This is a genomic window from Actinomyces ruminis (assembly GCF_002154335.2).
In the GTDB taxonomy this organism is placed as follows: Bacteria; Actinomycetota; Actinomycetes; order Actinomycetales; family Actinomycetaceae; genus Actinomyces; species Actinomyces ruminis.
Genome location: NZ_MTPX02000009.1, coordinates 69,754 through 95,161, shown reverse-complemented (window position 1 = coordinate 95,161; position 25,408 = coordinate 69,754). Strand labels below are relative to the sequence as shown.

At 69.0% G+C, this 25,408-nt stretch carries 17 protein-coding genes and 3 pseudogenes; 8 read left to right on the top strand and 12 right to left on the bottom strand.

Translation table 11 applies throughout. From position 1 onward, the window contains the following. Positions 1-63: 63 nt before the first annotated feature. A pseudogene (locus tag BW737_RS01470) lies at positions 64-1,007 on the top strand (aggregation-promoting factor C-terminal-like domain-containing protein). Positions 1,008-1,022: 15 nt separating this feature from the next. Here the strand turns inward: BW737_RS01470 and BW737_RS19725 are convergent. Continuing rightward, a complete protein-coding gene (locus BW737_RS19725; RefSeq protein ID WP_143233214.1) occupies positions 1,023-1,526 on the bottom strand; it encodes a hypothetical protein in 504 nt (167 codons plus the stop codon). A 557-nt stretch (positions 1,527-2,083) separates the two neighbouring features. On the opposite strand from BW737_RS19725, the gene BW737_RS19115 reads away from it, so the two are divergent. From BW737_RS19115 to BW737_RS01445, 4 genes and pseudogenes are all read left to right on the top strand, one after another. Beyond that, positions 2,084-2,890, top strand: a complete 807-nt coding sequence (locus BW737_RS19115) for a resuscitation-promoting factor (protein ID WP_276567335.1) — start codon at positions 2,084-2,086, stop codon at positions 2,888-2,890. Between the two features lie 74 nt (positions 2,891-2,964). Beyond that, positions 2,965-3,918, top strand: a complete 954-nt coding sequence (gene rsmA / locus BW737_RS01455) for a 16S rRNA (adenine(1518)-N(6)/adenine(1519)-N(6))-dimethyltransferase RsmA (RefSeq protein ID WP_086614910.1) — start codon at positions 2,965-2,967, stop codon at positions 3,916-3,918. A 310-nt stretch (positions 3,919-4,228) separates the two neighbouring features. Next, a complete protein-coding gene (locus BW737_RS01450; RefSeq protein ID WP_257210336.1) occupies positions 4,229-4,879 on the top strand; it encodes a GHMP family kinase ATP-binding protein in 651 nt (216 codons plus the stop codon). Then, positions 4,879-6,734, top strand: a pseudogene (locus BW737_RS01445) (ABC-F family ATP-binding cassette domain-containing protein). Before BW737_RS01450 ends, BW737_RS01445 begins: the two are co-directional and overlap by 1 nt. A gap of 16 nt (positions 6,735-6,750) precedes the next feature. On the opposite strand, the gene BW737_RS01440 reads toward BW737_RS01445, so the two are convergent. Then, positions 6,751-7,335 carry a hypothetical protein gene (locus BW737_RS01440; RefSeq protein WP_086614909.1) on the bottom strand — a complete coding sequence of 195 codons (585 nt, stop codon included), beginning with the start codon at positions 7,333-7,335 and terminating at the stop codon, positions 6,751-6,753. A gap of 61 nt (positions 7,336-7,396) precedes the next feature. Between BW737_RS01440 and BW737_RS01435 the strand changes: the two genes are divergently transcribed. From BW737_RS01435 to BW737_RS01425, 3 genes are all read left to right on the top strand, one after another. Next, a complete protein-coding gene (locus BW737_RS01435; RefSeq protein ID WP_257210335.1) occupies positions 7,397-8,125 on the top strand; it encodes an FHA domain-containing protein in 729 nt (242 codons plus the stop codon). A gap of 157 nt (positions 8,126-8,282) precedes the next feature. Then, positions 8,283-9,563, top strand: a complete 1,281-nt coding sequence (locus tag BW737_RS01430) for an FHA domain-containing protein (RefSeq protein ID WP_257210334.1) — start codon at positions 8,283-8,285, stop codon at positions 9,561-9,563. Continuing rightward, on the top strand, positions 9,560-11,035 hold the full coding sequence (locus tag BW737_RS01425; RefSeq protein ID WP_086614908.1) for a serine/threonine-protein kinase: 1,476 nt from the start codon (positions 9,560-9,562) through the stop codon (positions 11,033-11,035). The genes BW737_RS01430 and BW737_RS01425 overlap by 4 nt, the downstream gene beginning before the upstream one ends. Positions 11,036-11,112: 77 nt before the next feature. Here BW737_RS01425 and BW737_RS01420 read toward each other — a convergent pair whose 3' ends face one another. The 10 genes and pseudogenes from BW737_RS01420 to BW737_RS01385 all read right to left on the bottom strand — a co-directional run bounded on the left by BW737_RS01420 (position 11,113) and on the right by BW737_RS01385 (position 24,734). After that, complete coding sequence (locus BW737_RS01420) at positions 11,113-12,381, bottom strand: RDD family protein (protein WP_180271983.1); 1,269 nt, start codon at positions 12,379-12,381, stop codon at positions 11,113-11,115. Further along, on the bottom strand, positions 12,378-13,196 hold the full coding sequence (locus BW737_RS01415; RefSeq protein ID WP_180271982.1) for a transglutaminase-like domain-containing protein: 819 nt from the start codon (positions 13,194-13,196) through the stop codon (positions 12,378-12,380). Before BW737_RS01415 ends, BW737_RS01420 begins: the two co-directional genes overlap by 4 nt. Before the next feature lie 121 nt (positions 13,197-13,317). Further along, complete coding sequence (locus BW737_RS01410; RefSeq protein ID WP_086614905.1) at positions 13,318-14,655, bottom strand: hypothetical protein; 1,338 nt, start codon at positions 14,653-14,655, stop codon at positions 13,318-13,320. Beyond that, positions 14,652-14,846, bottom strand: coding sequence for a hypothetical protein (locus BW737_RS17275; RefSeq protein WP_257210333.1), 195 nt, complete (start codon positions 14,844-14,846; stop codon positions 14,652-14,654). The genes BW737_RS01410 and BW737_RS17275 overlap by 4 nt, the downstream gene beginning before the upstream one ends. Continuing rightward, on the bottom strand, positions 14,846-15,955 hold the full coding sequence (locus tag BW737_RS19285; protein ID WP_338063826.1) for a DUF58 domain-containing protein: 1,110 nt from the start codon (positions 15,953-15,955) through the stop codon (positions 14,846-14,848). The genes BW737_RS17275 and BW737_RS19285 overlap by 1 nt, the downstream gene beginning before the upstream one ends. Before the next feature lie 10 nt (positions 15,956-15,965). Then, positions 15,966-16,927, bottom strand: a pseudogene (locus BW737_RS01400) (AAA family ATPase). A 70-nt stretch (positions 16,928-16,997) separates the two neighbouring features. Beyond that, a complete protein-coding gene (locus BW737_RS17265) occupies positions 16,998-17,402 on the bottom strand; it encodes a hypothetical protein (RefSeq protein WP_257210332.1) in 405 nt (134 codons plus the stop codon). A 20-nt stretch (positions 17,403-17,422) separates the two neighbouring features. Next, positions 17,423-22,813 carry an Ig-like domain-containing protein gene (locus BW737_RS01395; RefSeq protein WP_257210331.1) on the bottom strand — a complete coding sequence of 1,797 codons (5,391 nt, stop codon included), beginning with the start codon at positions 22,811-22,813 and terminating at the stop codon, positions 17,423-17,425. Positions 22,814-22,818: 5 nt separating this feature from the next. Continuing rightward, positions 22,819-23,259, bottom strand: a complete 441-nt coding sequence (locus BW737_RS01390; protein ID WP_086614904.1) for an FAD synthase family protein — start codon at positions 23,257-23,259, stop codon at positions 22,819-22,821. Then, positions 23,259-24,734 (bottom strand): sugar transferase, encoded by a 1,476-nt coding sequence (locus BW737_RS01385; RefSeq protein WP_257210330.1) that lies wholly within the window; start codon positions 24,732-24,734, stop codon positions 23,259-23,261. Before BW737_RS01385 ends, BW737_RS01390 begins: the two co-directional genes overlap by 1 nt. Positions 24,735-25,408 lie beyond the last annotated feature (674 nt).

Genomic DNA, 25,408 nt, shown 5'->3' with positions numbered 1-25,408 from the left:
TTGCTGAGCCACCGGTAGTCGGTTAGCGTGATCGGCAGTTGTCAACCGTTAGGAAGAATCCCCGTGGGTCGTCACTCCCAGAGCAGCTCCTTAAGCACAACGCTGGTTGAGCTTGGGGCACTGGCCTCAAAGAGCCTCACCAAAACCTCCGACGCACATGGCCGCCGCCGCGCCGACGGCCCCGCGAAGACCTCGATCTCGCCGGCGATGTACCGGGCGGGAGGGGTGGCAGCCACCCTGTCCCTGGCGGTTTCCGGCGGTGCCTACGCGGCCACCCAGTTCGGCGACTCCGGTGTTGCTCCCCTCACGGAGTCCCAGGCGCGTATGCAGGCTCTCGCCGCCTCCGGCGAGGACACCTCCGACACCGTGGTTGTGGGCGGCGACGTGGCCGTGGTGACGACGGTTTCTGAGGACACGACGGATGAGTACGAGCGGGTGGAGCAGGAGACGGATGCTCTGGCCGAGGGGGAGACCGAGGTACAGACCGAGGGCACCGATGGGGTTACCCGGGTGATCTACCGCGTGACCAGTGTCGATGGCGAAGAGGTCTCGCGTGAGGTGGTCTCCCGCGTGGTCGTCAGCGAGCGGGTTGACGAGGTGGTGCTGGTCGGCACCGGCGCGACTGCAGACGCCGGTGGCGAGGATGGGGACGCCGGTACTGAATCCACTACGACCACCGTCACGGCCTCCGGCGACGGCACCACCGCCGCCTCCGCCCAGTCCATCGCCCAGTCCATGATGTCCTCTTACGGCTGGGACGACTCCCAGTTCAGCTGTCTGGTCAGCCTGTGGAACCGCGAGTCCGGCTGGAACTACCAGGCCCAGAACGCCTCCTCCGGCGCTTATGGCATTCCCCAGGCGCTGCCCGGCTCCAAGATGAGCTCGGTGGCCTCCGACTGGGCCACAACCCCACCACTCAGATCACTTGGGGGCTCGGCTACATCTCCGAGCGTTACGGCACCCCCTGTTCCGCCTGGGCCCACTCCGAGTCCACCGGCTGGTACTGATCCCCACAGCGTTCGTTATAACGACCGGTCTCGGCATGTCGCTGTAGCGGTCTTGGCTGCTGTCGGGCGGCGCGTATGCACCGCTCCCTCCACTACCGCGACGATGACTGCCACGACGCAGGAAAGCAGATACGCGAGTACGAGTCCGTAGCCGATCCATCCGGCGGCGTCGGAGGACATGCCCGCCCGAGTGAGAATGCCGTCGAGCTCCGGCGCGTCGTAAATCGCCGGCACCAGCGGAGGCCACAGTAGCGCCAGGGTGAGCACCACCAGCGCCATTCGATTGGTCCACGGCAGCAGCTCCTGCTGTCCAATTCTGTTGGAGGCCGTCGCTGCGACACCGGCCAACAAGGGATGTAGGAACAGCTGGATTAACACTGCATAGGGGATGAGGAAAAGCTCCCACCTCCCGACGCCGTCGGCCACGGAACCGATCACGGTCCACAACGGCACCAGCCCGCAGCACCACCGCAGGTGCCGCACGCGCAAACGCGGAAGCCGGTTCTTTTGGGGCGTCATGCAGCCAGAATAGGGACGTGCCGTGATAGGGACGATAGGGCGCCCTCCCCATGCTGTGCCGCTCCAAGTGCCCGGGACGTTGTCGGGCCGGTGGGGTTGGTGGTGTTGGCTTGCGCGGACGAATCGTTGGGGTCGTGCGGAGGTCGGATCGGGTCTCGGGGGCGTCGACGCTCGTATGTCCCGGTTTTCGGACGCTGTGCCCCTCTGGCGCGCACGCCCCCTGGGCGGACGGTTCGTGTGTCCCGGTGACGGTTCGTCAGGTAGCGCCGACGATTCGACATGAACGGCGAGGGTTCGTGCACCTACCCCGCGAACCGTCACGGGATATAGCGAATCGTCGACCAGAACACACGAACCGCCACCCACCAGCCCACCACACCCTCAAACACCAAGAGCCACGTAACTTGTGCCTACCTCGGCGGAAGGGGTGGGTGGCGAATGGTGTTCCCCGATTCGTGACCTATGTCATTGTCTGCTCTCGCGAGCTTCGTTAGCGTCAAAGGCAGTCGATGCCGGTTTCACCGATCGGTGGCGGCCGCCACCGAGGAAAGGACCCCATGACTTCCGCCAAAGCTCTGCGCAAACCCGGCCTGCTCCGCGCCGGAGGTGTCGCTGCGGCCCTGGCCCTGTCGGTCTCGGGCGGCGCCTACGCCGCGGTCCAAGCCACCGCCCCGGGCACCGACGCCGAAGTACTTCCCGAAACCGCAGTGGTTGCCTCGGCGGCAAGCGCGGACATCGCCGCCGCCGACGACGTGCTGGTCGTGGGCGGTGACGCGGCCGAGGTTTCCTCGGTATCCGAGGACAAGGTCGATGCGTATGCGCGAGTGGAACAGCAGACGGACGCTCTGCCCGAGGGCGAAACCGAGGTGCAGACCGCGGGCGTAAACGGGGTTACCCGGGTGGTCTACCGGGTAACCAGCGTGGATGGCAAGGAGACCTCGCGCGAGGTGGTCTCCCGCGTCGCAGTCACTGAGCGAGTCGACGAGGTGGTGCTGGTCGGCACCGGTTCCACCACCGAGGACACCACCGACACCACGGATGCGTCCGCCACCGGCGGCACCGCCGCTGCTGCCAGCTCCTCCAACTCCTCCTCCACGTCCGGCTCGAGCAGCGCCTCGGCCGGCGACGACTCGGTGTGGGCGGCCTTGGCGCAGTGCGAGTCCGGCGGCAACCCGACCACCAACACCGGTAACGGCTTCTACGGCCTGTACCAGTTCTCCCTGTCCACCTGGCAGGCGCTCGGCGGCACCGGCTACCCGCACGAGGCCGACGCTGCCACCCAGACCGCCATGGCCAAGAAGCTCCAGGCACAGTCCGGCTGGGGCCAGTGGCCCGACTGCGCCGCCCGGCTCGGCCTGCTCTGATCCTCGCGGCCCGGCCGCTGCGCCCACCGTCGACCGCGACGACTCGGTGGCTACGCCTGGCATAGGCTGGGTGCGTGCCCCAACCCGACACCTGCGACAACGCCCCCGGACTCCTCGGCCCCGCCGAGATCCGGAGCCTCGCCGCCGCCCTCGACCTGCGCCCATCCAAGTCGCGCGGACAGAACTTCGTCCACGACGCCGGAACCGTCCGCCGCATTGTGCGCAGCGCCGGCGTGCAGCCCGGCGAGACCGTCCTCGAGGTAGGCCCCGGGCTGGGCTCTCTGACCCTCGCCCTGCTCCAGGCGGGCGCCCGCGTCACCGCCGTCGAGATCGACCCCGTGCTGGCCCACGCCCTGCCGGTCACCGTGGCCGACCGCCTGCCCGACGCGGCGGACCGCCTGACGGTGCTGACCGCCGACGCCCTGACCATTACCGGGCCGCAATCACTGCCGGCCCCGCCGCCCACTCGGCTGGTTGCCAACCTGCCCTACAACGTGGCCGTGCCCGTGTTGCTCACCGTGCTCGCGGCCCTGCCCGGCCTGCGCACCGCCACCATTATGGTGCAGGCGGAGGTCGCCGACCGGCTCGCCGCCGCCCCCGGCTCGCGCACCTACGGCGTGCCCAGCGTCAAAGCCGCCTGGTACGGCGACGTGCGCCGCGACGCCCGCATCGGCCGGACCGTCTTCTGGCCCGCCCCCAACGTCGACTCCGCCGTCATCACCCTGACCCGCCGTGAGCCGCCGGTCACCACCGCCACCCGCGAGCAGGTCTTCGCCGTCGTCGACGCCGCCTTCGCCCAGCGCCGCAAGACCCTGCGCCGGGCGCTGGCCCCACTCGTCGGCTCTCCCGCAGCCGTGGAGGCGGCCGCCCGCGCCGCCGGCATCGACCCTGGTGCGCGCGGTGAGAGCCTGGACGTGGCCGCCTTCGCCACCCTGGCCCAGGCCCTGGCCGAAGCCGGCGACCTGTCCACCGTCCCGGGTGTCGTCGTCGACCCGGCAGCCACACAACCGGATAGGAACCAGACATGAACCCGCTGCACGCCGTTCCCGGGGCCATCCCCCGGCCGTCCCGCTCCGGATCGCTGACGCAGGTGCGCGTGGAAGCCCCCGGCAAGGTCAACCTGTTCTTGTCCGCCGGCGCCCCCGGCCCCGACGGCTACCACCCCCTGACCACCGTCTTCCAGGCCGTCCGCCTGATCGAGACCGTAACCGCCCGCCGTCAGGCCGCCGACCTGCACGGCACCATCACGCTGACTCTGACCGAGCCCGACCCCGCCGTGCCCACCGACGCCACCAACCTGGCGGTGCGCGCGGCCGCCTGCTGGCCGAGACCGCCGGCGTGGACGATGGCGTCGACCTGCTGCTGCGCAAGCGCGTCCCCGTCGCCGGCGGCATGGCCGGCGGCTCCGCCGACGCCGCCGCCGCCCTGGTCGCCTGCAACGCCCTGTGGGGCACTGAACTCACCTCGGCCGAACTGGCCGGGCTCGCCGCCGAACTCGGCGCGGATGTGCCCTTCCCGCTGTACGGCGCCACCGCCGTCGGGCATGGCCGCGGCGACCGGCTCACCCCTCTGCTGGCCCGCGGCACCTATCACTGGGTTTTCGCCACCTCTGCGCAAGGACTGTCAACCCCCGCCGTTTTCCGTCGTTTTGACGAACTCACCCCCGCAGCCGCAGCCCCGGCCGACGTGCCCGCCGCCCTGACCGCCGCCCTGCGTGACGGTGACGCCGCCGCCCTGGCTGCCGCCCTGCACAACGACCTGCAGGCCGCAGCCCTGGACCTGCGCCCGCAGCTGGCCGAGGTTATCGCTCTGGCGGAGTCCGCCGGCGCCCTGCGCGCGATCGTCTCCGGCTCTGGCCCCACCATCGCTGCACTGGCCCCCGACCCGGCCACGGCGGCGGCCGTGGCCAACGTCCTGAACGCGTCCGGCCTGGTGGCCGCCGCCCTGCGCGCCGACGCCCCTATCGCAGGCGCCCGGATGGTGGGCTGATGGCACACCTACTCGGCGTTGAATCCGTCCGCGCCACCGTCGGCCCCCGCATCCTGCTCGACGACGTCGACCTCGGCGTTGAGGACGGCGACCGCATTGGTGTGCTCGGCCCCAACGGCGCCGGCAAATCCACTCTGCTGGCGCTGCTGGCCGGCACCCGCGAACCCGACTCCGGGCGTGTCACCCGCGCCGGCGATACCCGCGCCGCGCTGCTGTCCCAGGACGACCAGTTCGCCCCGGAGACCACCGTGCGCACCGCCGTGCATGGCGCCGCCCCCGAGCACGTCTGGGCCTCCGACCCGGCGGTGCGGGACATCCACGCCGGCCTACTGGCCGACCTCGAGCTGGACGCCCCGGTCGCCTCCCTGTCCGGCGGTCAGCGTCGCCGCGTCGCTCTGGCCGCCGTCCTGACCGCCGACGCCGACCTGGTCATCCTCGACGAGCCCACCAACCACCTGGACGTGGAGGGTGTCGACTGGCTAGCCCGCCACTTGTCCGCCCGCTTCTCGCGCCGCCGCGACGCCGGTGCCCTGGTCACCGTCACCCATGACCGCTGGTTTCTCGACGCCGTATGCAACCACGTGTGGGAGGTCGTCCCCGGCGTCGACCCCGGCGGCGACCGCCCGCAGATCCCCGGACGGGTGGAGACCTACGACGCGGCTACGCTGCCTACGTGCTGGCTCGCGCCGAGCGCGCGCGTCTGGCTGCAGCCGCCGCCGCCAAGCGCGAGAATCTGCTGCGCAAGGAGCTGGCCTGGCTGCGTCGAGGCGCCCCCGCCCGCACCTCCAAACCGCGTTTTCGTATCGATGCGGCCGAGGCACTCATCGCCGATGTGCCGCCGCCGCGCGACTCGGTGGAACTGGCCGCGATGGCCACCGCCCGGCTGGGCAAGAAGGTCATCGACCTGGAAGACGTCAGTGTTGACTTCCCGGACCCCGCCGCCCCCACCGGGCGGCGGGAGGTGCTGCGCCGGGTCACCTGGCGACTCGCACCGGGTGAGCGCGTCGGCATCGTCGGCGTCAACGGCGCCGGCAAGACCACCCTGCTGCGGCTGCTGGAGGGCACCCTCACGCCGACTCGTGGCCGGGTCGTGCGCGGCCAGACCGTCGCCGTCGCCACCCTGTCGCAGACCACTCACGAACTCGACCCGCTGGCCGACGCGCGCGTGGTCGATGCTGTCGCCATGGTCGGGGAGCGCACCCGGGTTGGCGGCAAGGAACTGACTGCCACACAACTGGTGGAACGACTCGGCTTCACCCGCTCGCGCGCCTGGACGCGCGTGGGCGAGATTTCCGGCGGGGAGCGGCGTCGCCTGCAGCTGCTGCGGTTGCTTATGGGCGAGCCCAACGTGCTGCTGCTTGACGAGCCCACCAACGACCTGGACACCGATACACTCGCCGCCATCGAGGACCTGCTCGACTCCTTCCCCGGCACGCTCGTGGTCGTCTCCCACGACCGCTACCTGCTTGAGCGGGTCACCGACCATCAGATCGCCCTACTCGGGGACGGCGCCATCCGGGACCTGCCCGGGGGAGTGGAACAGTACCTGCAATTGCGCCGCGAGGCGGTCGACACCGCGCAGACGGCCTCCCGGCAGGCCCGTTCCGCCCCGGAAGTCTCCGCGCGCAGCGGTGCCGTGCTACATGCCGCCCGCAAGGAACTCGCCCGCGTCGAACGCCGCCTGGAGAAGGCGACGACCCATATCGACGAGTTACACCAGCGCATGGAGCAGGCCTCGGTGCAGCTGGACGTGCAACGGCTCACCGAACTCGGCCAGCAGCTTGTTCAGGCCGAGGCCGAGCGGGAGGAACTGGAGACTCAGTGGCTCCAGGCCGCCGAAGCGGCCGAGTACTAGCGGGCCTCCGCGAAACTCACTGACCGGATGGCTCCTCGAGCGCGTCCACGGGGGCAACGGCCTGGCCGAGGGAGATGATGTCGTCCAGTGCGGCGGTCACCACCTCCGGGCTGGCTTTCCAGGCGCGCATGACGAGGTCGACCGGAACGGTCGGCAGCCCCGCCATGCGCAGGACGACCATGGCGCTGGGATGATCGGTCGTGCCTGGGGCGGTGTCCGTTGAAACGGCCTGGAATCCGGCCGTCTGCGGCGTGGGTCGCAAACGCTGCGGCTCGGACTGCGGAAGCAGATCGGCGATGAGGGCGCGCTGGGTGGCTTTCCGCCCCGCCTTGGTGCCGTCGTCCTGAGCGACAACCAGACTGAGATCGACGGCGAAGATCTGATGCCCGCCCTCGCCTACGTGCAGCAGCCGCGCCAGGGAGACATCCCGCTCGGTGTGCCGCAGCTCCTCCAGCAGGTTCGCAAAGGCCGTGCGCCACTGGGGGCCGGTCATGTCGAGCATACGGCTGCGGGTCTGTGCCTCCAGTCGTGCCCACCCCGGCGGGGGGAACTCGGGGACAACGACCCAGCGTTCGAGGTTCGGGGAGACGGCGATCTGCATTGTGTACTCCTTTAACAGGCCTGTGCAATATATCGGATGTGGCAGGACCTATGCTGTGCGGGTGGCCGACTCCGTTCCTTCACCGCTCCCAGCCTCCCGGCGTCGGCGCGTGGTTAGCGGCATCGTGGACGTTGCGATTGTCGCTGCCGTCGGCCTGCTGGTGCCGCTGCCGCCCGCAGGCCGGTTGGCTGCGGGTCTGGTGACGGCGGTGCTGATGACTCTGGCGCAGGCGTTCACAGGTGCCAGCCCAGGGCAGGCGCTGGCCTCGATACGGCTGCGGCGTGCAATTCGTCCTACGGTTCCTCCGGGGACTGCCGCCGCTGAACGTGCTTGGTTGTTTACTTTGGCGGGCCTGCCGACATTCGGAGTGCTTCCGCTCGCCATGGTGATGAGCATGGACGCCAGTGGCTGGCACCGCACCTGGTATGACCGCATGGCGGGGACGGTTGTGGTGGCTAAGGAACGCCGCCCGGAGTTGGTGCGGGTGGCGACGGCGAACGGCCGCCTGTTCACCGTGACACAGCCGACTGTGCTGGGGCGCGCGCCCGACCCGCTCCCGGGAAGGGCGAGCCGGCTATTGGCGGATTTCCAGGATGATCCCTCGGTCTCCAAGACTCACGCCCTGCTGGAGCCGGTCCGGGGTGGCGTGCTCATCACCGACTTGAACTCGACCAACGGCACGCATGCGGAGGACGCTCACGGTATTCACCGTTTGACGCCCGGGCGCCCGCAGACCGTGGAACGTGGGCGACGGGTTTACTTCGGTGATGCCGAATGCACCATCCGGTGAACGCTTGTGGCAGCGCCCGCTACGGTTCCGGCGGGGCAACGAATGGTTATGGGTTTGGTCCGTCATTGCGGTTGGCGCAGGTTGGCGCGTGTGAGACACTTCCCGATAGTCATGCCATGGTCTCGAGCCCGCTGGACAACGGTTGTAAGGAGATAACGTGAGTGACGAGAACGCGGAACGCGAGACTCTGTGGGCGGAGGGCACCTGGAGCGCAGCCGTGACACCACGAGGGGCGCTGCTGCTTCCGCCGGAGGTCCCGGAGGAACTGGTGACTGAGCTGTGGCGCCTGCTGCGATCCCCGGAGGGCGGCCTGACCGCAATCCTCGATCAACTCGTGATGGGTGCCGGCGGGCACCTCGCCCGCATCCCCGACTTCGCACTGGTGCTGTTGGAGGACTCCGGCACCCACCTCGCCCTGCGCGGCGTTCCGTCCCTGGTGATCGACGGCAAGCGTCTTGAGGCTGCCAATGTGGCCACCTGGATGGAGGCCTCACTGCCTGGTGAGCCCGCCCTGTCGTTGTCGGTGCCCGAGCAGCCGGGGACGGTGCTGCGCCCCGTTGTCGATGCCGTGCTGCGGGTCGGTAGCCTCCAACTGGGCACGTCTGCCGCCGCCTCCACAGCGGACGACGCCGAGACCGAGCGGGCCGATGCGGATGCTTCTGCCATCACGCCCGACATCCAGGCGGAGACGGCCGAACTCGACGCGGTGCAGTCCGAGACTGATTCCGGTGCGGCTGCCACGGATGACTCTGCTGCTAACTCGCCATCTGAGGCGGGGAACGACCCGGAGCCGGCGCAGGCCGCGGGCAGTCAGGAGCGTCCCGGCGACCACGACGGGTGGACGGTGGCAGACCTGCCCGATGATCTTGTCGACGAGCTCGGCCGCATGCTGCCCGCCCAGCAGGAGCAGGCGGACCGTGGCCCCGCCGCGCCGTCGGCGGTGGTCCACACCGAGGTGCCTGAGCCCGAGGACAGCCGTATGGTGCTGTCAGTGGTGTGCCCATCGGGGCACGCCAACCCCACCAATTACGTCACCTGCCGCGAGTGCGGGGCCGAGCTGACTCAACCGGCGCGCATCATTCCGTGCCCGCCGCTCGGCCGGATGCGTGTCTCCTCCGGAGGAGAGGTCGTGCTTGACCGGCCGGCGCTGGTGGGCCGGGAGCCGTCCCCCGACGGTGTCAGCGAACTGGGCGGCGCCACGCCGGTACTGGTCACGGTGCCCAGTCCGGAGCAGGTCATCTCCCGTAACCACCTGCTCATCCAGCTCGACGAGTGGTCCGTGTTGGCTCGCAGTCTGTCCACCGCCAATGGCACCGTGCTGCGGCGCGACGGCGCCGCCCCGATGCGGATGCCTACCACTGAGCCGGTGCTGTTGCGCAGCGGTGACATCCTCGACCTGGGCGACGGTCAGTCGTTGCTGCTGGAGGACCTGCCGTGACCCATGACCGCGAGGACTCTCCCCCGGCGATCCCCGGATACACCTATCTGAGGGATCTGGGGGCGGGGGGCTACTCGCGGGTTTACCTGTACGCACAGCACATGCCGCAGCGTGAGGTGGCCGTTAAGGTCATGAGTTGCGGCGTGAGTCTCGGGCCCGTTTCGCGCTTCGAGTCCGAGGCCAACCTGATGGCGCAGGTGTCGTCGCACCCGGCCATCCTGTCCATCTACGGCGCGGGCACGGCCGACGACGGGCGCCCGTTCCTGGTAATGGAGTACTGCCCACCGCCGCAGTTGAGCGCGGTGCTGCACCGTGGTCCACTGAGCGTCGCCGACGCCTTGAGCACCACTATTCAGATTGCCGGGGCGGTGGAGTCCGCGCACCGGGTCGGCATTGTGCACCGCGATATCAAGCCCTCCAATATCCTGTTCACTGCTTATCGTCGGCCGGTGCTGTCGGACTTCGGTATCTCTGCCATGAGCGGGCCGCGCAGTGAAAACGACGAGTTGCGCGGTATGAGCGTGCCGTGGGCGCCACCCGAGCAGTTGGTCGGCTCCCGTCTGGCGGATCCCGCCTCGGACATCTATTCCTTGGCGGCAACCGCGTATGCAATGCTGACCGGACGCAGCCCGTTTGAGATTCCCGAGGCTTCCGACTCCGTGTACGAGTTGTCGCGGCGCATCATCAAAGATCCGCTTCCGCCGCTGGGCCGACAGGACGTGCCGCCGTCCCTGTACCGAGTGCTCAGTGTGGCCATGGACAAGGACCCCACGCGTCGCTATCCCTCGGCGCTCGCACTGGCTCGAGCGCTGCAGCAGGTCCAGGCCGAGCTGGGCCTGCCCATAACCGCGGTGGACCTGTTCCACGCGGCCGGGGAGTCGGATCCTGCTCCCGACGACGACGTCCTGGTCGACGATCCCAAGGCAACGCGTCTGGGCGTGTTTGAACCCATCACGGAGGCCGAAACACAAGTTCCCGTCGTCGACGTCCAGGGAATGGATAGCGAGCCGGAGACCGGCAGGCGGCGCTCGCGGCTGCTGATCGGGATGCTGGCCACGGTCGTCACGGCGGCGGTGGTGATCGCCGCCGTGGTCAGCTCACGTATGGCGGAAGACGGTCGGCCGGTGGCGACCTTCGCGACCCTCGCCCCGGCGGCCAGCGCCGACCCGCTGGGGGCGTCGGTGGCAGCGCCCCGCAACCTGGTCGGCAATCTCTCCGATGACGGCACCACGGTCACGTTCACCTGGGAGGCGCCGGAGGACGACTGGGACGGCAGCTTCCTGTATCGAGAGGACTTGGCCGGGAACAGCGACCCCGCCATGCAGTCGACGCAGGCGACCACGGTCGATCTGCCGGCCCGCCAGGATAGTACCTGTATCGAGGTCTATGCCGTGCGCGCCGACGGCAGAACCTCCGCCCCCACCTCGCTGTGCGTGCGCACAGTGGCAGGAGCCGTGCACAGCGTCGACTAGGGCCTATTGTCGGCAACCGGGGCGGCCCTGACACGTCTTGGGTGAGTGTTGCCGTCCCGGCGGGCCCCCGGCGGTTGTCAGCCCTCAACGCGGAAGGACGCCCGCCCGAAGATGAGTACCGAGCCGATCGGCGCGGGGGCGGGTACCTCCGGCTGCACCTGTCTGATGTTGCCCTGCTGCTCGACGCGCGTGCCGTTTGTGGAGTGCAGGTCCGTGACCCATAGGCCTCCGGGGACCGGTGCCAGGGCCGCATGAGTCTTGGAGATGGAGCGGTTGACGTCGGGCAGGATGATGCAGGCGGCTTCCGGGTAAGCGGAGATGTTGTCCGGGTCCCGGCCCACCACGGTGGGAATGGTCAGCGTGATCGGTGTGCTGCCGTCGGCTGGGACGAGCCTGATACGCCCCGTCTCGGGCTCAGGCTTGCGGTGTGAGGTGCGGCTCCGTCGCCGCGTGCCCGCGGTGGACTTCGCCGCCCGTCGCGTTTCGGGGAGGTCAGACCCAGCGGCATGGGTGCTGTGGGCGGCGTCGGAGCCGACGACGACGCCGGAGGGCGCGGTGGGGGCATCGTCGGTGGTGGAGTCCAATGCAGTGGGCACGGCCGACCAGGGTACCGAGTCGATGATCGCCGCCCGGCTGTTCGGCGTGGAGGACGCCCTGGTGCTGTCGACGGTGTCCTGCACCTCCGTGACTGCACCGCTCGATGACATGAATGCGAAGCGACCGTCGGAGAACGGCCCGCGTCCGCCAGCTCTAGCGGTGGGGGCGGTGTCGGTCTGCGAGGCGGGGACATGGTCAGGGAGTGGTGGGTTCATGCTTACCATCCTGACGCCAGTGAGCCGATCATGCCAGCCCCGGCCCTGCGGGGACGCAGCCACTGTGTGCATGAGCACAATGGCGCCCAGCCCAAGCGTCGGCACCACACATATGAAGGTGAGGTCGGCGTGAGCAAGTACGCCGACTCCCGGGGGCAACCCGGTGCGGTCGTCGACCACGCGTACGTCCATGAGTCGGCCGCCCGGACTCCAGCCGGTGCGTCCGACACCTACCTCGCGCACCGCCAGCACGATCACAGCCGCTAGCAGCGCCGCCGCTACCCAGCCGCGTAGCCAGGTCAGACGCAGGAGCGCGGCAAGCACAGCGCCCACCAGCGTGCCTGCGACCAGATCGATCAGGCCAGCGAAGACGCGCGCCCGAACAGATGCCGGAAAGATGGCATAGGCGCCGTGGGCGGACGGTAGCGGGCCGGCGGGAGTCTGGGGAGTCTGCGTGGCTGAGCCACTGCCGGCTTGGGCGGAGGGCGGCGTCGGCGCGCCCTTGGCGCGATGTGATGCTGAAGTGGCCGTCACGGGTCTGTCCTCCTCGAAGCGCGTGGCCGCGTCCTGCGCCCAGCGGGTCGCCACAGCGACTGCGGTGACAGGCGCGCCAGCAGACGGCGCCACCGGGGCCGGTCAGACCCCATTGCCGGGATGATCAGGTCGGCGGATTCCCAAATCTGATTCAAATCGTACGATGACGGGTCGCCCGCAGCGAATACCTGAGCATCGATTGCATGGGCGAAGCGGGGAAGTTCCGCCTGGGGAAAACCCGACGAGAGCTCGGCCGCGGCCTCCCGGCGGGTCAGGCCGTCCGGCGCACTCCTACCGAAGTCGCGGGCGCGATCGACCACCTCGTCCCATGCGCCCAGGGCGCGTTCAACCCCCTGTCGGCGGCGGCGTCGGCGGCGGCGCAGCACCTTTGCCATGAGTACGGCCGCGAGCAGCGCAGCAATGCCGGTCACCACCGCCACCGCCACGATCATGGCAGTGGGTACGTCGGCGGCCTGGTCCTCCTCTGAGCCGTTGTTGTCATTGTCGTCATAGACGGGCGGCAACTCGGCCGGGTCCTGCTGGGGCAGCGGGGGCTGGAGCACCTGCGGTTCTGGGTTGGACACCTTGCGGGCGTTCTGCTGTTGGGGCACCTGGTCGCGTTCGGGGGTAACGGTGAAGCTGACCCAGCCCGCCTGCTCGAAGGCGACTTCCACCCAGGCGCTGATGTCTTGTCCGGTGACATCGGAGGCGTCTCCGTCGGTGGCCGGATCGAACCCCATAACCACCCGCGCCGGGATCCCCAGCGAGCGGCACATGAGCATCATCAACACCGCGTACTGTTCATCGTCGCCCACCAGGCGTCGGCGGTGACCATGTCTGCCAGGCGGGCCGCACCGTGCCCCGGGGCGGAGGGACTTGTGGTGCCGTCGGAGTAGTAGCCGGTGCGCAGGGCCTGCTGGAGGATGTGGATCTGATTCAGCGGCTCCGACTCGGAGCGACCAGCGAGCGTGCCAGCGCTTGAACGGCCGCCGGAACATCCTCCACGGAGCCGAGTTCCACGTTGGCGAGCGACAGTCCGGCCAGGTCGGAGTCGGAGGGCGTGTCTGGGATCGCGATGGTCTCGGTCAGGACGTCGCCCGTGGCCAGGCGGGCGGTGACAATCCCGGTGGAGGAGAAGGAGTCGTAGAACAGGGAGTCCGCGATGGCATCGGCGCGAGTCCCTGAGGGGGTGATGGACAATGCGTTAGCGACGGTGGGTACCCAAGGGTAGGTGTAGTCGTCCAGCGTGAAGCTGACGGTGGCGGTGTTGACCGCGTCTACCGCGCCCGTCGCGTCTGCTGTGGCAGCAGCGTCCATGGCCGCCAGCGGCGTCCCCTCGCCGATGTGCTGGAAGTGAGGGCCAGTGCTGCTGCCCTGGCCGATGCTCGCGGACAGACCGTCGTATGAGTCCAGGGCGGCGATGCGGATGCGGGCGCCCTCGGGCATGCCCGAGACCTCCATCAGCGTGGTGGAGGCCAGCTCGGTCTCCAGGGTGCGCACCAGCGACAACGGGGTGGCGTACTCGGTGAGGTCCAGAGGCGGGGTGAACAGGTCGCGCAGCACCGTCCTGGCGTGCGGGGCGGCGGGGGCGGCGATGGCGACGGCGAGTGCGATCACTGTCAGTAGCACACCCGCCCGGGCCACGCCGCGCCGGGCCGCCGTGGCGATGCCCGAGTCGGAGTCCTCCAGGGCCTCGGCCACGCGCTCGCGTCGGCCTCGCTGCGCCGCAAGCGCCCACATCCCCAGCACGCCGGCCATGAGCGTCGCGCCGCTGGCTGCTGGCAGGGGCGTGTCCGCAGCCCCCCAGGCGACACCGATGGCGGCCGCACCCAGGACCACGAATCCCGCCAGATGAAGCCGGTCCGCCGCGACGGCACGGGTCGCCAATACCCCGCCGGTCAGCCCAGTCAGCCAGGGGAGGACCGTCATGCCGGAGAAAGCGGTCAGTGGCAGCGGCAGGGCGAGCGCATCACGCCACACGGTGACGGTGGCGGACAGAACCGTGTACACCCCGTGCAGGTTGTGGTCGACGTCGGGCAGCAGCAGGGGGGCGAGCAGCACGTGCGCTGCCGCCGCGACGGCGAGCGTCGGCAGCGCTGACAGGCGGGCGCGGGCGGTGGCCAGGCCGACGACCACGCCCAGCATCACCCCGACCGCGGCGACTAACACGCCCACCGCGGCGCCGAAGGGCACGATGAACGACACGGTGCCGACCAGTAGCAGCACGGTGATCAGCAACTGGTAGACCCAGCGTTTACCGAGCAGGGTGCTCATGCCGTCCTCCGCATCACCGCGGGCAGCGTCTCCAAGCGGTCCAGGTCGAAGGCGGTGAGGGTACCCAGGGTGCGGCGCCCGAGTGGGCGAGATCCGCAGCGCAGCGCAATTACCACGGTGTCTACCGGGGTGGTGATGCGTACGCGTCCCAGCATGGAGTCCTCGCAGCACTGGCCGGTGATCAGCACCATCACGGAGGCCTCGGGGTGGCGAGTGGTGGCTTGGCGGGCCAGCTCATCGCAGCCGTAGGCGTCAGGCGTCTCCGCCAGCAGGCAGGAGCGTCCAGCAGGCGTCTGCCGGTGGCGGTCGGCAGGGCCTCGGTTTGAGTGAGGACGGCGACTTCACGGCCGTCGGAGATGGCGTTGAGCCCCAGCGAACAGGCCACCGAGACAGCGGTTTCGAAATCCTCATCGGTTTCGTAGTCGTCGGGCCGGGTGTCCAGGAGCACCAGCAGGTTGGCGCGATGTGTCTCCTCGAACTGGCGCACCATGAGCCGTCCGGTGCGGGCGGTGGTGCGCCAATGGACGTTGCGGCGGTCGTCTCCGGGCACGTAGTCCCGCAGTGCATGGAAGGACACGTCCGAGCTCGACAGCTCCTGGGTGACGGCACCTTCAACGTCACGCATGACGCCGCGTAGGGTCGTACCCAGTCGAATCGTGCGCGGGTGAATGTGCACGGTCTGCGGCTCGGTGTGGCCGTGCTCGCGGCGCAACAGGCCGACCGGGTCGGAGTTGACGGAGACGACCGGTCCGATGGTGACGACGCTGCGGCGGGCCGTGGGCAGGACGAAGCCTCGCTCATGGTCGGCTCCCGGGCGCAGAGTGGGCACGGCGAAGACGGCGTTAGCGGCTCCCACGGCCATCTCCATGCGGGTGGGCAGCAGCAGATGGCCGGTGGGGTTGTGCACGGTCAAGTGGACGATGGCGTTATCCCCAACTGTGACGCGCCGCTCGAACAGCTCGTGGTGAACTGCGTGTCCGCCGCGCGGCAGCAGCCACAGCCAGGCGGTGACGACGATTACGCCCAGTACCGCGGCGGCGGCCCACGCCTCCTGCCAGCCGACCCGAACCCCGCCGACGACGCAGACCGCCAGTAGCAGCAGACACGCCCAGCCGGTCGAGGTGACCACGGCCAGGCCGCGGTGCACGGTCGTAGTCACCGCCCAGTCGCGCCACCGGCCGACGCCGGAGCGGACCCGGACGGTGATGGTGCGGGCGGTACGCAGTGTCTCCTGCGCGGTGTTCCGCACGGTGGAGGGCGCGGCGGTCGGAGTCTGTGGGGCAGAAGCGGGGCTGGCCATGGGCGTTCGCCTAGCGGGTAGTGGGGGCGGGCACGTCGGCCAGGGCACGGGTGATGACTCCGGCGGCGGTGGCGCCGGAGAAGGCGGCGTCAGGTCCATGACCAGGCGGTGGGCCCACACCACTTCCGCCAGTTCCTTTACGTCGTCCGGCAGCACGTAGGGGCGCCCCTGCGAGGCCGCCCACACGCGCGTCACTCGAGCCATGGCGATCGCGCCGCGGGTGGATACCCCCAGCTGCGTGTCCGGGGACTCGCGGGTGGCCTCCGCCAGGGCGCCGATGTAGTCCAGGATTGAGTGCTCCACATGGTTCTGTGACGCAATGTCTGCCATGGAGGCGATCGCACCGGAGGTGATGACGGCCTCTAGGTCGCGGGAGCGGTCGGGGCGGTCCGAACCCGCCAGAATGTCGGTGAGGGCCTCGCGGCTGGGGTAACCGATGGCGGTCTTCATCAGGAAGCGGTCCAGTTGTGCCTCGGGCAGCCGGTAGGTGCCGGCCTGCTCAATGGGGTTCTGGGTGGCGATCACCATGAAGGGGCGACCGGTCTCGTGCCGCACGCCGTCGACGGTTACCGTCGACTCCTCCATGACCTCCAGCAGGGCGGACTGGGTCTTGGGGGAGGCGCGGTTGATCTCGTCGGCCAGGACCACGGAGGCGAAGACCGGACCGGGATGGAACTCCCATGCGGTGGTCTTCTGGTTGTAGATGGTCACACCGGTGATGTCCGACGGCAGCAGGTCCGGAGTGAACTGGATGCGCGAGTGGCTGCCCTGCACGCTGGCAGCCAGGGCGCGGGCGAGTGCCGTCTTGCCGGTGCCGGGGGCGTCCTCCAGCAGGAGGTGCCCCTCGGCGAGCATGGTGGTCAGCGCCAGGCGGATCACGTGCTGCTTGCCTAGCAGGGCCTCGCCGACGTTGCCTACTACCTTGTCAAAGGTTTCGGCAAACCACGTCGCGTTCTCCTGGGTCATGGGCATGGGTGCTTGAGTCTCCTATATCGGTAGTCCGGCGGACAGTTGACCGGCTGCGCCTCGCGCTCGGCGGTCGTCAGTTGGTGGTGCAAGTGACCGTCTGATTCGGGTTATTGGTGGCGTGCGGGAAGGTGTGCCGCGCGCTGCCGTCGGAGCCGACGAAGAACTCCTCCGTCCAGGTGGGGGTGGCGCCATTGGCATCTTGGTAGGTGTAGCGGCAGTAGACGCGGCTGTTGGGCGCAAACCCCCACACGTCGGCCACCAGGTGCCAGCACGGTGATCCTCTGCTCCAGCCGGTGCGGGTGTAGTCCTCGTCCGTGCAGGCGACACCGTCAATGTTCTTGTCGGTGAGAATGGGGTAGGCATTGTTGGCGGGGACGGGCTTGGACGTCGGCTGAGGCTGCGGCAGTGTGACCGCGTTGGAGCGCACCGTGGGGGAAACAATGGATTCGTCATCGTCTACGACGGTGCGGGCCTCCACGTAGTAGGTGGCGCCCGGAGTCAGTCCCGAGAATGAGGTGTTGTCATCGTCCCAACCCTTGACCTGGTTGCCGGACGCGTCAACCAGCCGGTACTCGATCTCCAGCTCGCCGGAGCCCCAGCCGTTGTTGTCTGAGGCAAGGTAGAGGCCGTGGTCACCTTGATCTGGCTGCTGCCACTGGCCGCGGCTACTGGTGCCGACGGCGCATTGGGCTTGCCGGTGATGCGGAAGCTCTTAGTGCCCGGCGCGGAGGTGGCCGAGCCGGCCTGGTTGGCGGCGGTGACGGTGACCGAGACGGCGTGTGTACCCGTGCCCAGCGAGACCGGCACGGACACCGAGGTGCTGGTGCCCGCCTGGACCGTCTGCATGATCGAACCCGAGACGGCTACGGTGTAACTGACCGCGTCACCGTTGCTATCCGCGGCGCTCCAACTGATATTCAGGTTGCTTCCGTCCCAGCTGATGCTGGGCGTACCCGGTTTGCCCGGGGCGCCGTAGACACTGGCGGTCCCACCGGATGAGACCCAGGCGGACTGACCGGAGCCGGACACGACCGCACGCACGCGGGCGGTGTAGTTGCCCGGCAGCAATGAGCCGAAGGTCGCCGAAGTTCCGGAGACTGTCTGGGTGCGGGACACACTGCCGTCCTGCAGCAGTTGCACCTCATAGGTGATGGCGACCCCGCTGATGGGTGTGGCAGCGCCCCAGGAGACCGTCACGGAGGCGTTCCCGCCGCTCAGGCGCACACTGGTGGGCGCGTCCGGGGTTACGGTCAGGGTCGCTGGGGCGGAGGCGGCCGACGGCGCGGAGTCCCCGGCGGCGTTGGTAGCCACCACCCGGAAGGAGTAGGTACCGCCCGCCGTCAGGCCGGTGGCGGCGCAGGGAGAGCCGGCACACTGCCAAGAGCCGGCACCACCGACCTCGGTGACCGTGTAGCCGGTGATCGCGGAGCCGTTGTCGGAGCCCGGTACCCACGATACGTTCATGGCGCTGGTGCCGGACGGACTGGCCGAGACGCCGGTGGGGGCGTCCGGCACGGCGGTCACGGTGACGGTGACCGTGCCGGTGACGGCACGCGAGGCGGAGCCGGTGGCGTCGAGTACCTCATAGCGCACCACCAGACGGCCGGCGAATCCGGCTCCGGGTGCGATGGTGAGGGTGGTGCCGGAGGCGGTCACGTCCCCGGTGCCGGAGGTGACCTGCGGCGGACCGGACAGGGTAATCGGCTGGTCGGGGAAGGGATTGGTCACCAGCGTGGAGACGTCGATGCTGACGGGTGAGCCGTCGGAGGTCAGCGTGGCCGGCGCCGTCGTCATCAGCGGCTGGGTGGATTCGGAAACCCGCAGCGGCAACTGACCGGTCACCGGGTCGTTCTGGCCATCGTCCACCGTGACCGGCAGTGTGCCGGTGGTGCCTGCCGCCGTGCCGGCCTCGGCCGACACCGACACGGTCGAGCCGGACAGCGAGGCGGTGAAGCCGGTCGGGGCGGAGCCGATCGAGAAGGAAAGCTCATCGCCGTCGGCGTCCTGGGTCATGGCCGACAGGTCGGCGGTGATGGCATCCTCCCCGGCGGCCACGGTCACCTCGGTGGGGGTGAAGCTGGGGGGTGTGTTCTCGGTAGCCTCGACCACCACCGGCAGGGTCAGGGTGGAGGATAGGGCGCCGTCGCCACCGGAGTCCGTCACCGTCAGGGTGACGGAGGTCTGCCCGGAAAACCCTGCGGTGGGAGTCAGGTCCAAGGAACCGCCGCCGCCGGACACCACGGCCTCATCCAGACCGGTGCCGGTGCGTACCGCTGCGTCATCGGCGACAGCGGGGGTTGTGCTGGCGCGGGTGAGGATGTAGTCGGCCAGGTCCACGGTGGTGGTGGCATTCGCTGGGATGCGAACCGGGATCGCGGTCGAGTCCAGCCGCGGGCGCAGGTCGTCGCGGGAGGGGATGACGATGACGGCGTTGCCGGTCAGCCCGTCCTGGTCGGTGATGGTGTACAGCACCAAATGCTGCTCAGCGCCGACGCTGACCCTGATGGAGGAGTCGATCACTTCGGCGGTCGGGTCCGCGGTCGTGACCGTCAGGTCCCAGGGGGAGCCGTCGGCGTCTTGGTCGTTGTCCAGCACGGAGACGGTCGCCATACCGTCCGCATCCACCTGATCCACCGTGACATAGTCGTCCACGCCGATCGGGCTGATCAGGGGGGCATCGGCCAGCACCTGGTAGGTGATGGTGCCCACGTCCATGCCGCCGCGTCCGTCGGTGACCCGGTAGTGGGCCGTATACACCCCCTCTGCACTGGGCAGTTCCGCCACTGTCCGCCCGGAGCGCATGGAGGTCGTCAATGCCGGATCATCGCTCAAGGGTGCGTCCTCCAGGGTGAGGGCGTCGCCGTCGGCGTCGAAGTCGTTGGAGACGACGTCGGTGACCACGGTACGGCCGGGCTGGGCCACCACCAGGTCGTCGGTAGCCACCGGAGCCGTGTTCGTCTCGGGGGCTGCGGCCACACCCACGCGCACCGTCCCGGTAGCCTGCGCCCCGAAGCGGTCTTCGACCGTATAGGTGAAGGTATCGGTGCCGGTGGCGCCCTCGTGGGGGGTGTAGGTCAGGTAGGTGGAGGAGGTCTCCACGGTTCCCGACGTCGGGGTCTGGCTCAGCCCCACCAGGCTGACGGAGTCGCCGTCGGGGTCGATCCCGTCCAGGGGCACGGTGATGGTCGCTGCCGAGCCGGCGACGGTGCTGGCCTCCAGGTTCTGTGGGATCGGCGCAGCGTTGGTGGCGTCGTCGCGGGCGCGCACCTCGATGTCGATCTGACCGAAGGCACTCTGCCCCTCCGTGTCGGAGACCGTGTAGGACAGGGTGGTGCGGCCGGGGGTGTCGTCGGCCTTGAAACGGACCACATCGCCGCTGGTCCAGGCGGTGCCCAGCTTCGGGCCCGCCACCTCGAGTTCATCCGCGACGCTCAGAGCCAATCCCGAGGGGGAGGTGTCGTTGTCCAGTACGGACACGGTCACCACGTCGCCTACACGCACGACGGCGGAGTCGGGGTTTGTGATCGGCACCTGCAACTCGGCGGTGGTGACCGGGACCACGTCCATGTGACCGGTGGCCGAGGCGGTTCCGTTAGAGACCGTGTACTCCACCTCCACGCTCTGCCCGATCATGCCGGCGGCGGACACCTGTAGCAGCGAGTGGTCCACCACCGTGACGCTTACCCCCGACTGGTAGGGGACGCGCGCCGACTGCAGCACCAGGACGCCACCCGAGGGGTCGAAGTCGTTGCTCAGCGGGGCGACCGTGGCGGAGCCGCCCTCCCGCAGTAGTACGGTGTCGTTCTCCGCGACCGGGGGGACGCCTGGCTCGGAGGGCTCAACCACGTCTGCGCGCACGATTCCCTGGGCGACGGCGGAGCCGGCGGTGACATCGTAAGTGACGTAGTAGGTGCCGGCCCGCTCGGCGGAGAAGGTGAAGGTGCCGGCCTGCTGGTTGACCTCCAGGCTTGTGCCCGCGGGGGTCTCCTCGATGCCCGCCAAGCTGAGCGGGGCACCGGTGGGGGAGACGTCGTTGTCCAAGGGGGAGACCACGGTGGATGTCCCGGCGACCACCAGCACGTGGTCGGCGTTGGCGACGGGGGCAACCGAGTCGGCGGACTGCACGTCCACCGTCACGGTGCCGGAGGCGGCCTGCTGCCCGTCGGAGACCACCACGGTCAGGGCGCGGGTACCGACGGCGCCGGCCACATCGCGTACGGTGACGGTGCCCTCGTTGGTGGTGCGTACATCGAAGCCCTCGCCCTGCGCGGACACCAGGTAGAGGGTGTCGCCATCGGGATCGAGCCAGTTGCCCAGCACGTCCAGGGAACCGGAGGCGTCTGCGGCGATCACCAGGGTTGGGGTGGAGATCTGCTCGGGGGCGTTGTTGATGCTCCAGTCGTGTACCTCCACGGTGGCTACCGCGGAGTCGGCGCCGCCGCGTCCGTCGGAGGCGGTGTAGGGGACGGTGTAGGTGCCGGTGGCGTCCTCGGGCACGTCGATGCGTAGCGCCAGGCCGGACTGGGAGGCGGTCACCTGGGCGCTGCCGGTGTCCCCCGGTTCGGCGCTGAGCACGTCGCCATCCGGGTCGGAGTCGTTGGCCAGCACCTGCAGCACGGTGGAGCGTCCGGGGCGTACGCCCAGGGTGTCGTCGTTGGCCTGAGGCGGATGGTTCTCCTCGGTGCGTTCGGGCTGAGACTGCGCGTCAGAGGTCTCTGCCGAATCGTCCTTGTCATCGGACTGGTCGTCCGTTTGGGAGGTGATGTCGGTCCAGTCCTCCACCAGGACCAGGTTCTCGTTGGGCAGCCACACCGTTCCCCGGACGATGTCATTGAGGACGATGGCGTCCCGGTTCACGCGGAACACGGGCTGGGAGGAGGAGGCCAGGGCGTCGTCACTGATGGTTTCGACCTCACCGCCGCACTGCCGCAGGAACTGGCCGGAGCCTGACCAGGCGCCGTAGAGGCAGTCGCCCAGGCGCACCGGCTGGGCGGCGACGCCGGGGGCTGCCTCTCCGTCGGCGGAGGCCGGGATGGTGGTTGCCGGTGAGCCGTCCAGCGGGACGGACATAATCGCAGTGCGGGAGGCCACCAGGACGGCGTCGGCGCTCGGACCGGGCTGCTGCAGCACCAGGCCGGAGGCCCCCAGATCCGTGCTCGTCCCGTCCGGCAGGTGCAGGATCCCGGTGCCGCGCTCGAGCACCACGGGCTGATCGCCGACGACGGTGATGGCTAGGTCGGTGGCGTCGGTGAAACTCAACGACTGGGCGGAGGCCTTGCCCCATCCGGAGGACTTCGCCGGAACCGTGGTCAGCGTGCCGGAGCGGGCGGACACGGCATACAGAGAGCCGTCGGTGCCGGCCACGGCCACGGCGTCGGGCATGTCTTCGATCAAGGTGGGGGCGGCGGCGAGCAGATCGACCGCGTCGACGGTGGTGCCGGTCACGGTACCGGCCTCGGCGTCCACGGCGAACACCCGATCCGCGCCCTGCAACACGGTAGTTCCGCTGGTCAGCTGCGTGCCGGTGGACAGTGCCACGGCGGTGGGGTCCACCGCCGCCACCGAGCCGGCCGCGAGGTCGGGGACGAGCACGTCCTCCCCGCTCTGGGTGACGTCGAAGTCCGCTGACGCGGTGCGGATGGAGCCGTCCACCTGCTTGGACGGGTAGTTCAATCGGGCCACCAGGTGCTCTGCGGTGCTGGTCACCCACACCCCGCCGTCGTTGAGCGAGACATCCGCCTGGGGAACGCCATCGTGCAGCCAGGCAGCAGTACCCAGGCAGAGGATGGCCAGGCCCGCCAGGGCAGCAGACAGGCCCCGGCGCCGCCTCCGGGACAGGTTGGGGCGGCGCCAGTTGGGGTGGCGGGAACGGCGTCTTGGGGCGGACATGCCCATCACCTGCCGGTTGCGCCCGAGTGTGTAGCGATCTCCTGCATAAGCATGCGCCGCAGCATGCTGGAGGACGTGGTGGGCGTGTAGGGCAGGTAGACGACGGTTGCGCCGACCTCCGCCATCTGCTGCTCCAGTCGGTCTCCCTTCTCGGTGCCCTGCCAGTCCGTGCCCTTGAACAAGATGTCGAAGGGTTCGCGCTGCCAGGCCAGGCGCTTGTCCTGATCGAAGTCGGGGACGACGGCGTCGACTACTCGCAGCGCGGCGACCAAGGCCATGCGCTCATCCTGCGGCACGATCGGGAGACGGCCCTTCATGCGCTGGAGGGACTCGTCGGTGGCGACGCCCGCAATCAGGCGGTCACAGCGGGTAGCGGCCGCGGTGAGGAGGTTGAGGTGGCCGATGTGCAGCATGTCGAAGCCGCCGGGCACGTAGCCGGTGATCATCAGTACGCTCCCTTGCCGCCGACGACGGCTTTGAAGGTTGACAGGAAGATGCTGGCGTCCAAGCGGGCGCCCCGGTTCTCAACGTAGTGGCGGTCCAGCGCTACCGTCGAGTCCCAGGACAGATCGGAGCGGCCCGACACCTGCCACAGGCCGGTCAGGCCGGGCTTGACCAGGAGCCGTCGGCGTGCCTCGTCGTCGTACTCGGCGACCTCACTGGGAAGCGCTGGGCGTGGGCCCACCAGGCTCATCTCCCCGCGCACCACATTGATCAGCTGCGGCAGTTCGTCGATGGAAGTACGACGGATGAAGCGTCCCACCCGGGTGATGCGAGGGTCGGAGCGGTTTTTGAACAGCACCTCATTACCGACGTCTCCCCCGGCTTCCACCACGGCGGCGCGGCGGGCATCGGCATCGACGTACATGGAGCGCAGCTTCCAAAGGGTGAAGTGCTTGCCGCCCACACCTACGCGGGTCTGGGTGTAGAAGGCCGGCCCGGGGGAGTCCAGCCGCACTGCCAGCGCGGCTCCGGCCAGGACCGGTGAAGCGACCAGAAGCAGGATGCTGCCCGCGACACGGTCGAAGACCTCCTTGGCGAACAGGCGTGTGCGGCGCAAGCTTACGTCGATCAGGCCCGTCCAGCCGTGGGTGACCGGCAGCCCGCGCATGCGCCCGGGCACCACATCCTGCAGGCCGGGGGCAATCACGAGGCGCGCCCCGGTCGCGGTCAGGCCGCGCATCAGGGTCACAAGATCGTCGGGGCCCACGCCTCCCAGTGTCATCACGACGTCGATGTGCTCGGAGCGGATCATCGCGTTGATAGCGTCCTGGTCACCCAGGCGCGCAGCGGTTTGGGAGCGGCTGGTGTTGGAGGAGACGTAGCCGACGATGAGGAAGCCGTCACCGGGGTGACTGCGCAGATCGCGCAGAATGGGCTCGGCCCCCGGCCCCATCACGATGAGGGTGCGACGCAGGCCGTGGCCCTCCATGCGACGGGCGCGTAGCCAGTTGCTCTCAATTGTCCGCCCGACCACTGCCAAGACGAACTGCGCGGCCAGTGGAGCCAGCACCGAAGCGGCGGGGAGCCCGGGTGTAAGCAGTTGTCCCAGGAGGAGTACCACCGGCGTGGTGACGACGGTGGCCAGGGCAACGCGCTCACCGCCCGAGCGGGCCTGGTCTACTACATCAACGCCCAGGGCGCCCGATGCCCAGGCGAGCGAAGCCATCGAAATGCCTGCGAGCGCGGCCAACAGCAGCCTGGGCGCTCCCCAGCTCAGGCAGATTGCCGCCACCCACACAGGCAGGACCACGGCGGTCAGGTCGCCGAGTAGGAGCCAGCAGAGCAAATCTCGGCGCATGGTCGGCCAGTCGGTGAACAGCGGTGAGGCCAGCCGCGGCAGGATCCGCGCGGGCTCCGCGTTCTGGCCGTCATGCCCCGCGGACTGTGGCAGAGGCGAAGGGCTGGACGGGCTGGCCAAGACGACTCCAAAGATGCTGCGGGTGTTTACAGAGAGCGCGTGAGAGGACAAGAACGAAGAAGACCGTTGAAATGACCTGCGACAACACCGTGTGTGGCGGAGGCGCGGGTTAATTCGTCGATGATGCGACCGAATGTACTACCTACTCGCGGCAGTTGGGTGCGAACGTGAACAGATGCACAGAAAGAGATGGTGTGAAGCTGGTGTGCGGGTCGGAGTCGGTGGTGGGCACTTCGAAGGTGTTGATAGTAATCGGCGTGATCTCGCGGTTTTGGGGCGTGCGCGGGTGGGTGCGGGAGGGGTGACTCGGAGGGTGATGGTGGTGCCGGTGAAAGTAAAGAATTGATTAAGAAAGACGGTCCGGGTGTGATACTGCTGAGACATTTTGCGTCTCGGGATCGTCGTTTTCGGTGGCATATGAGCGTTGTGCGTCACATTGGTGACTTTTTTATACCATGCGGTCACGATTAGCGCCCGTCCAGTGTTCTGCGCGGTGGATGAATATTCGATGGAATTCATTCTTTGTGCACGAGGGGTGCGGGGAGAGGTGGTGAGTGCGCGGGACGGGCCTCCAGGGGCGCCGCACTGGCAGCGCGCGCCACCGGTGGCGGTGTCGCCGGCACGCCGTGCTAGGCTCACTTTGAAGCAGGAGGAAGCCGAAAACGGTTGTTTGT

What these genes read in the sequence shown, in the direction of transcription:
- BW737_RS19725 (WP_143233214.1), bottom strand. Translation starts at nt 1,526, where the DNA reads ATGACGCCCCAAAAGAACCGGCTTCCGCGTTTGCGCGTGCGGCACCTG.
- BW737_RS19115 (WP_276567335.1), top strand. Translation starts at nt 2,084, where the DNA reads ATGACTTCCGCCAAAGCTCTGCGCAAACCCGGCCTGCTCCGCGCCGGA.
- BW737_RS01440 (WP_086614909.1), bottom strand. Translation starts at nt 7,335, where the DNA reads ATGCAGATCGCCGTCTCCCCGAACCTCGAACGCTGGGTCGTTGTCCCC.
- BW737_RS01410 (WP_086614905.1), bottom strand. Translation starts at nt 14,655, where the DNA reads ATGAGCACCCTGCTCGGTAAACGCTGGGTCTACCAGTTGCTGATCACC.
- BW737_RS17275 (WP_257210333.1), bottom strand. Translation starts at nt 14,846, where the DNA reads ATGGTGCTGATCACCGGCCAGTGCTGCGAGGACTCCATGCTGGGACGC.
- BW737_RS19285 (WP_338063826.1), bottom strand. Translation starts at nt 15,955, where the DNA reads ATGGCCAGCCCCGCTTCTGCCCCACAGACTCCGACCGCCGCGCCCTCC.
- BW737_RS01395 (WP_257210331.1), bottom strand. Translation starts at nt 22,813, where the DNA reads ATGTCCGCCCCAAGACGCCGTTCCCGCCACCCCAACTGGCGCCGCCCC.
- BW737_RS01390 (WP_086614904.1), bottom strand. Translation starts at nt 23,259, where the DNA reads ATGATCACCGGCTACGTGCCCGGCGGCTTCGACATGCTGCACATCGGC.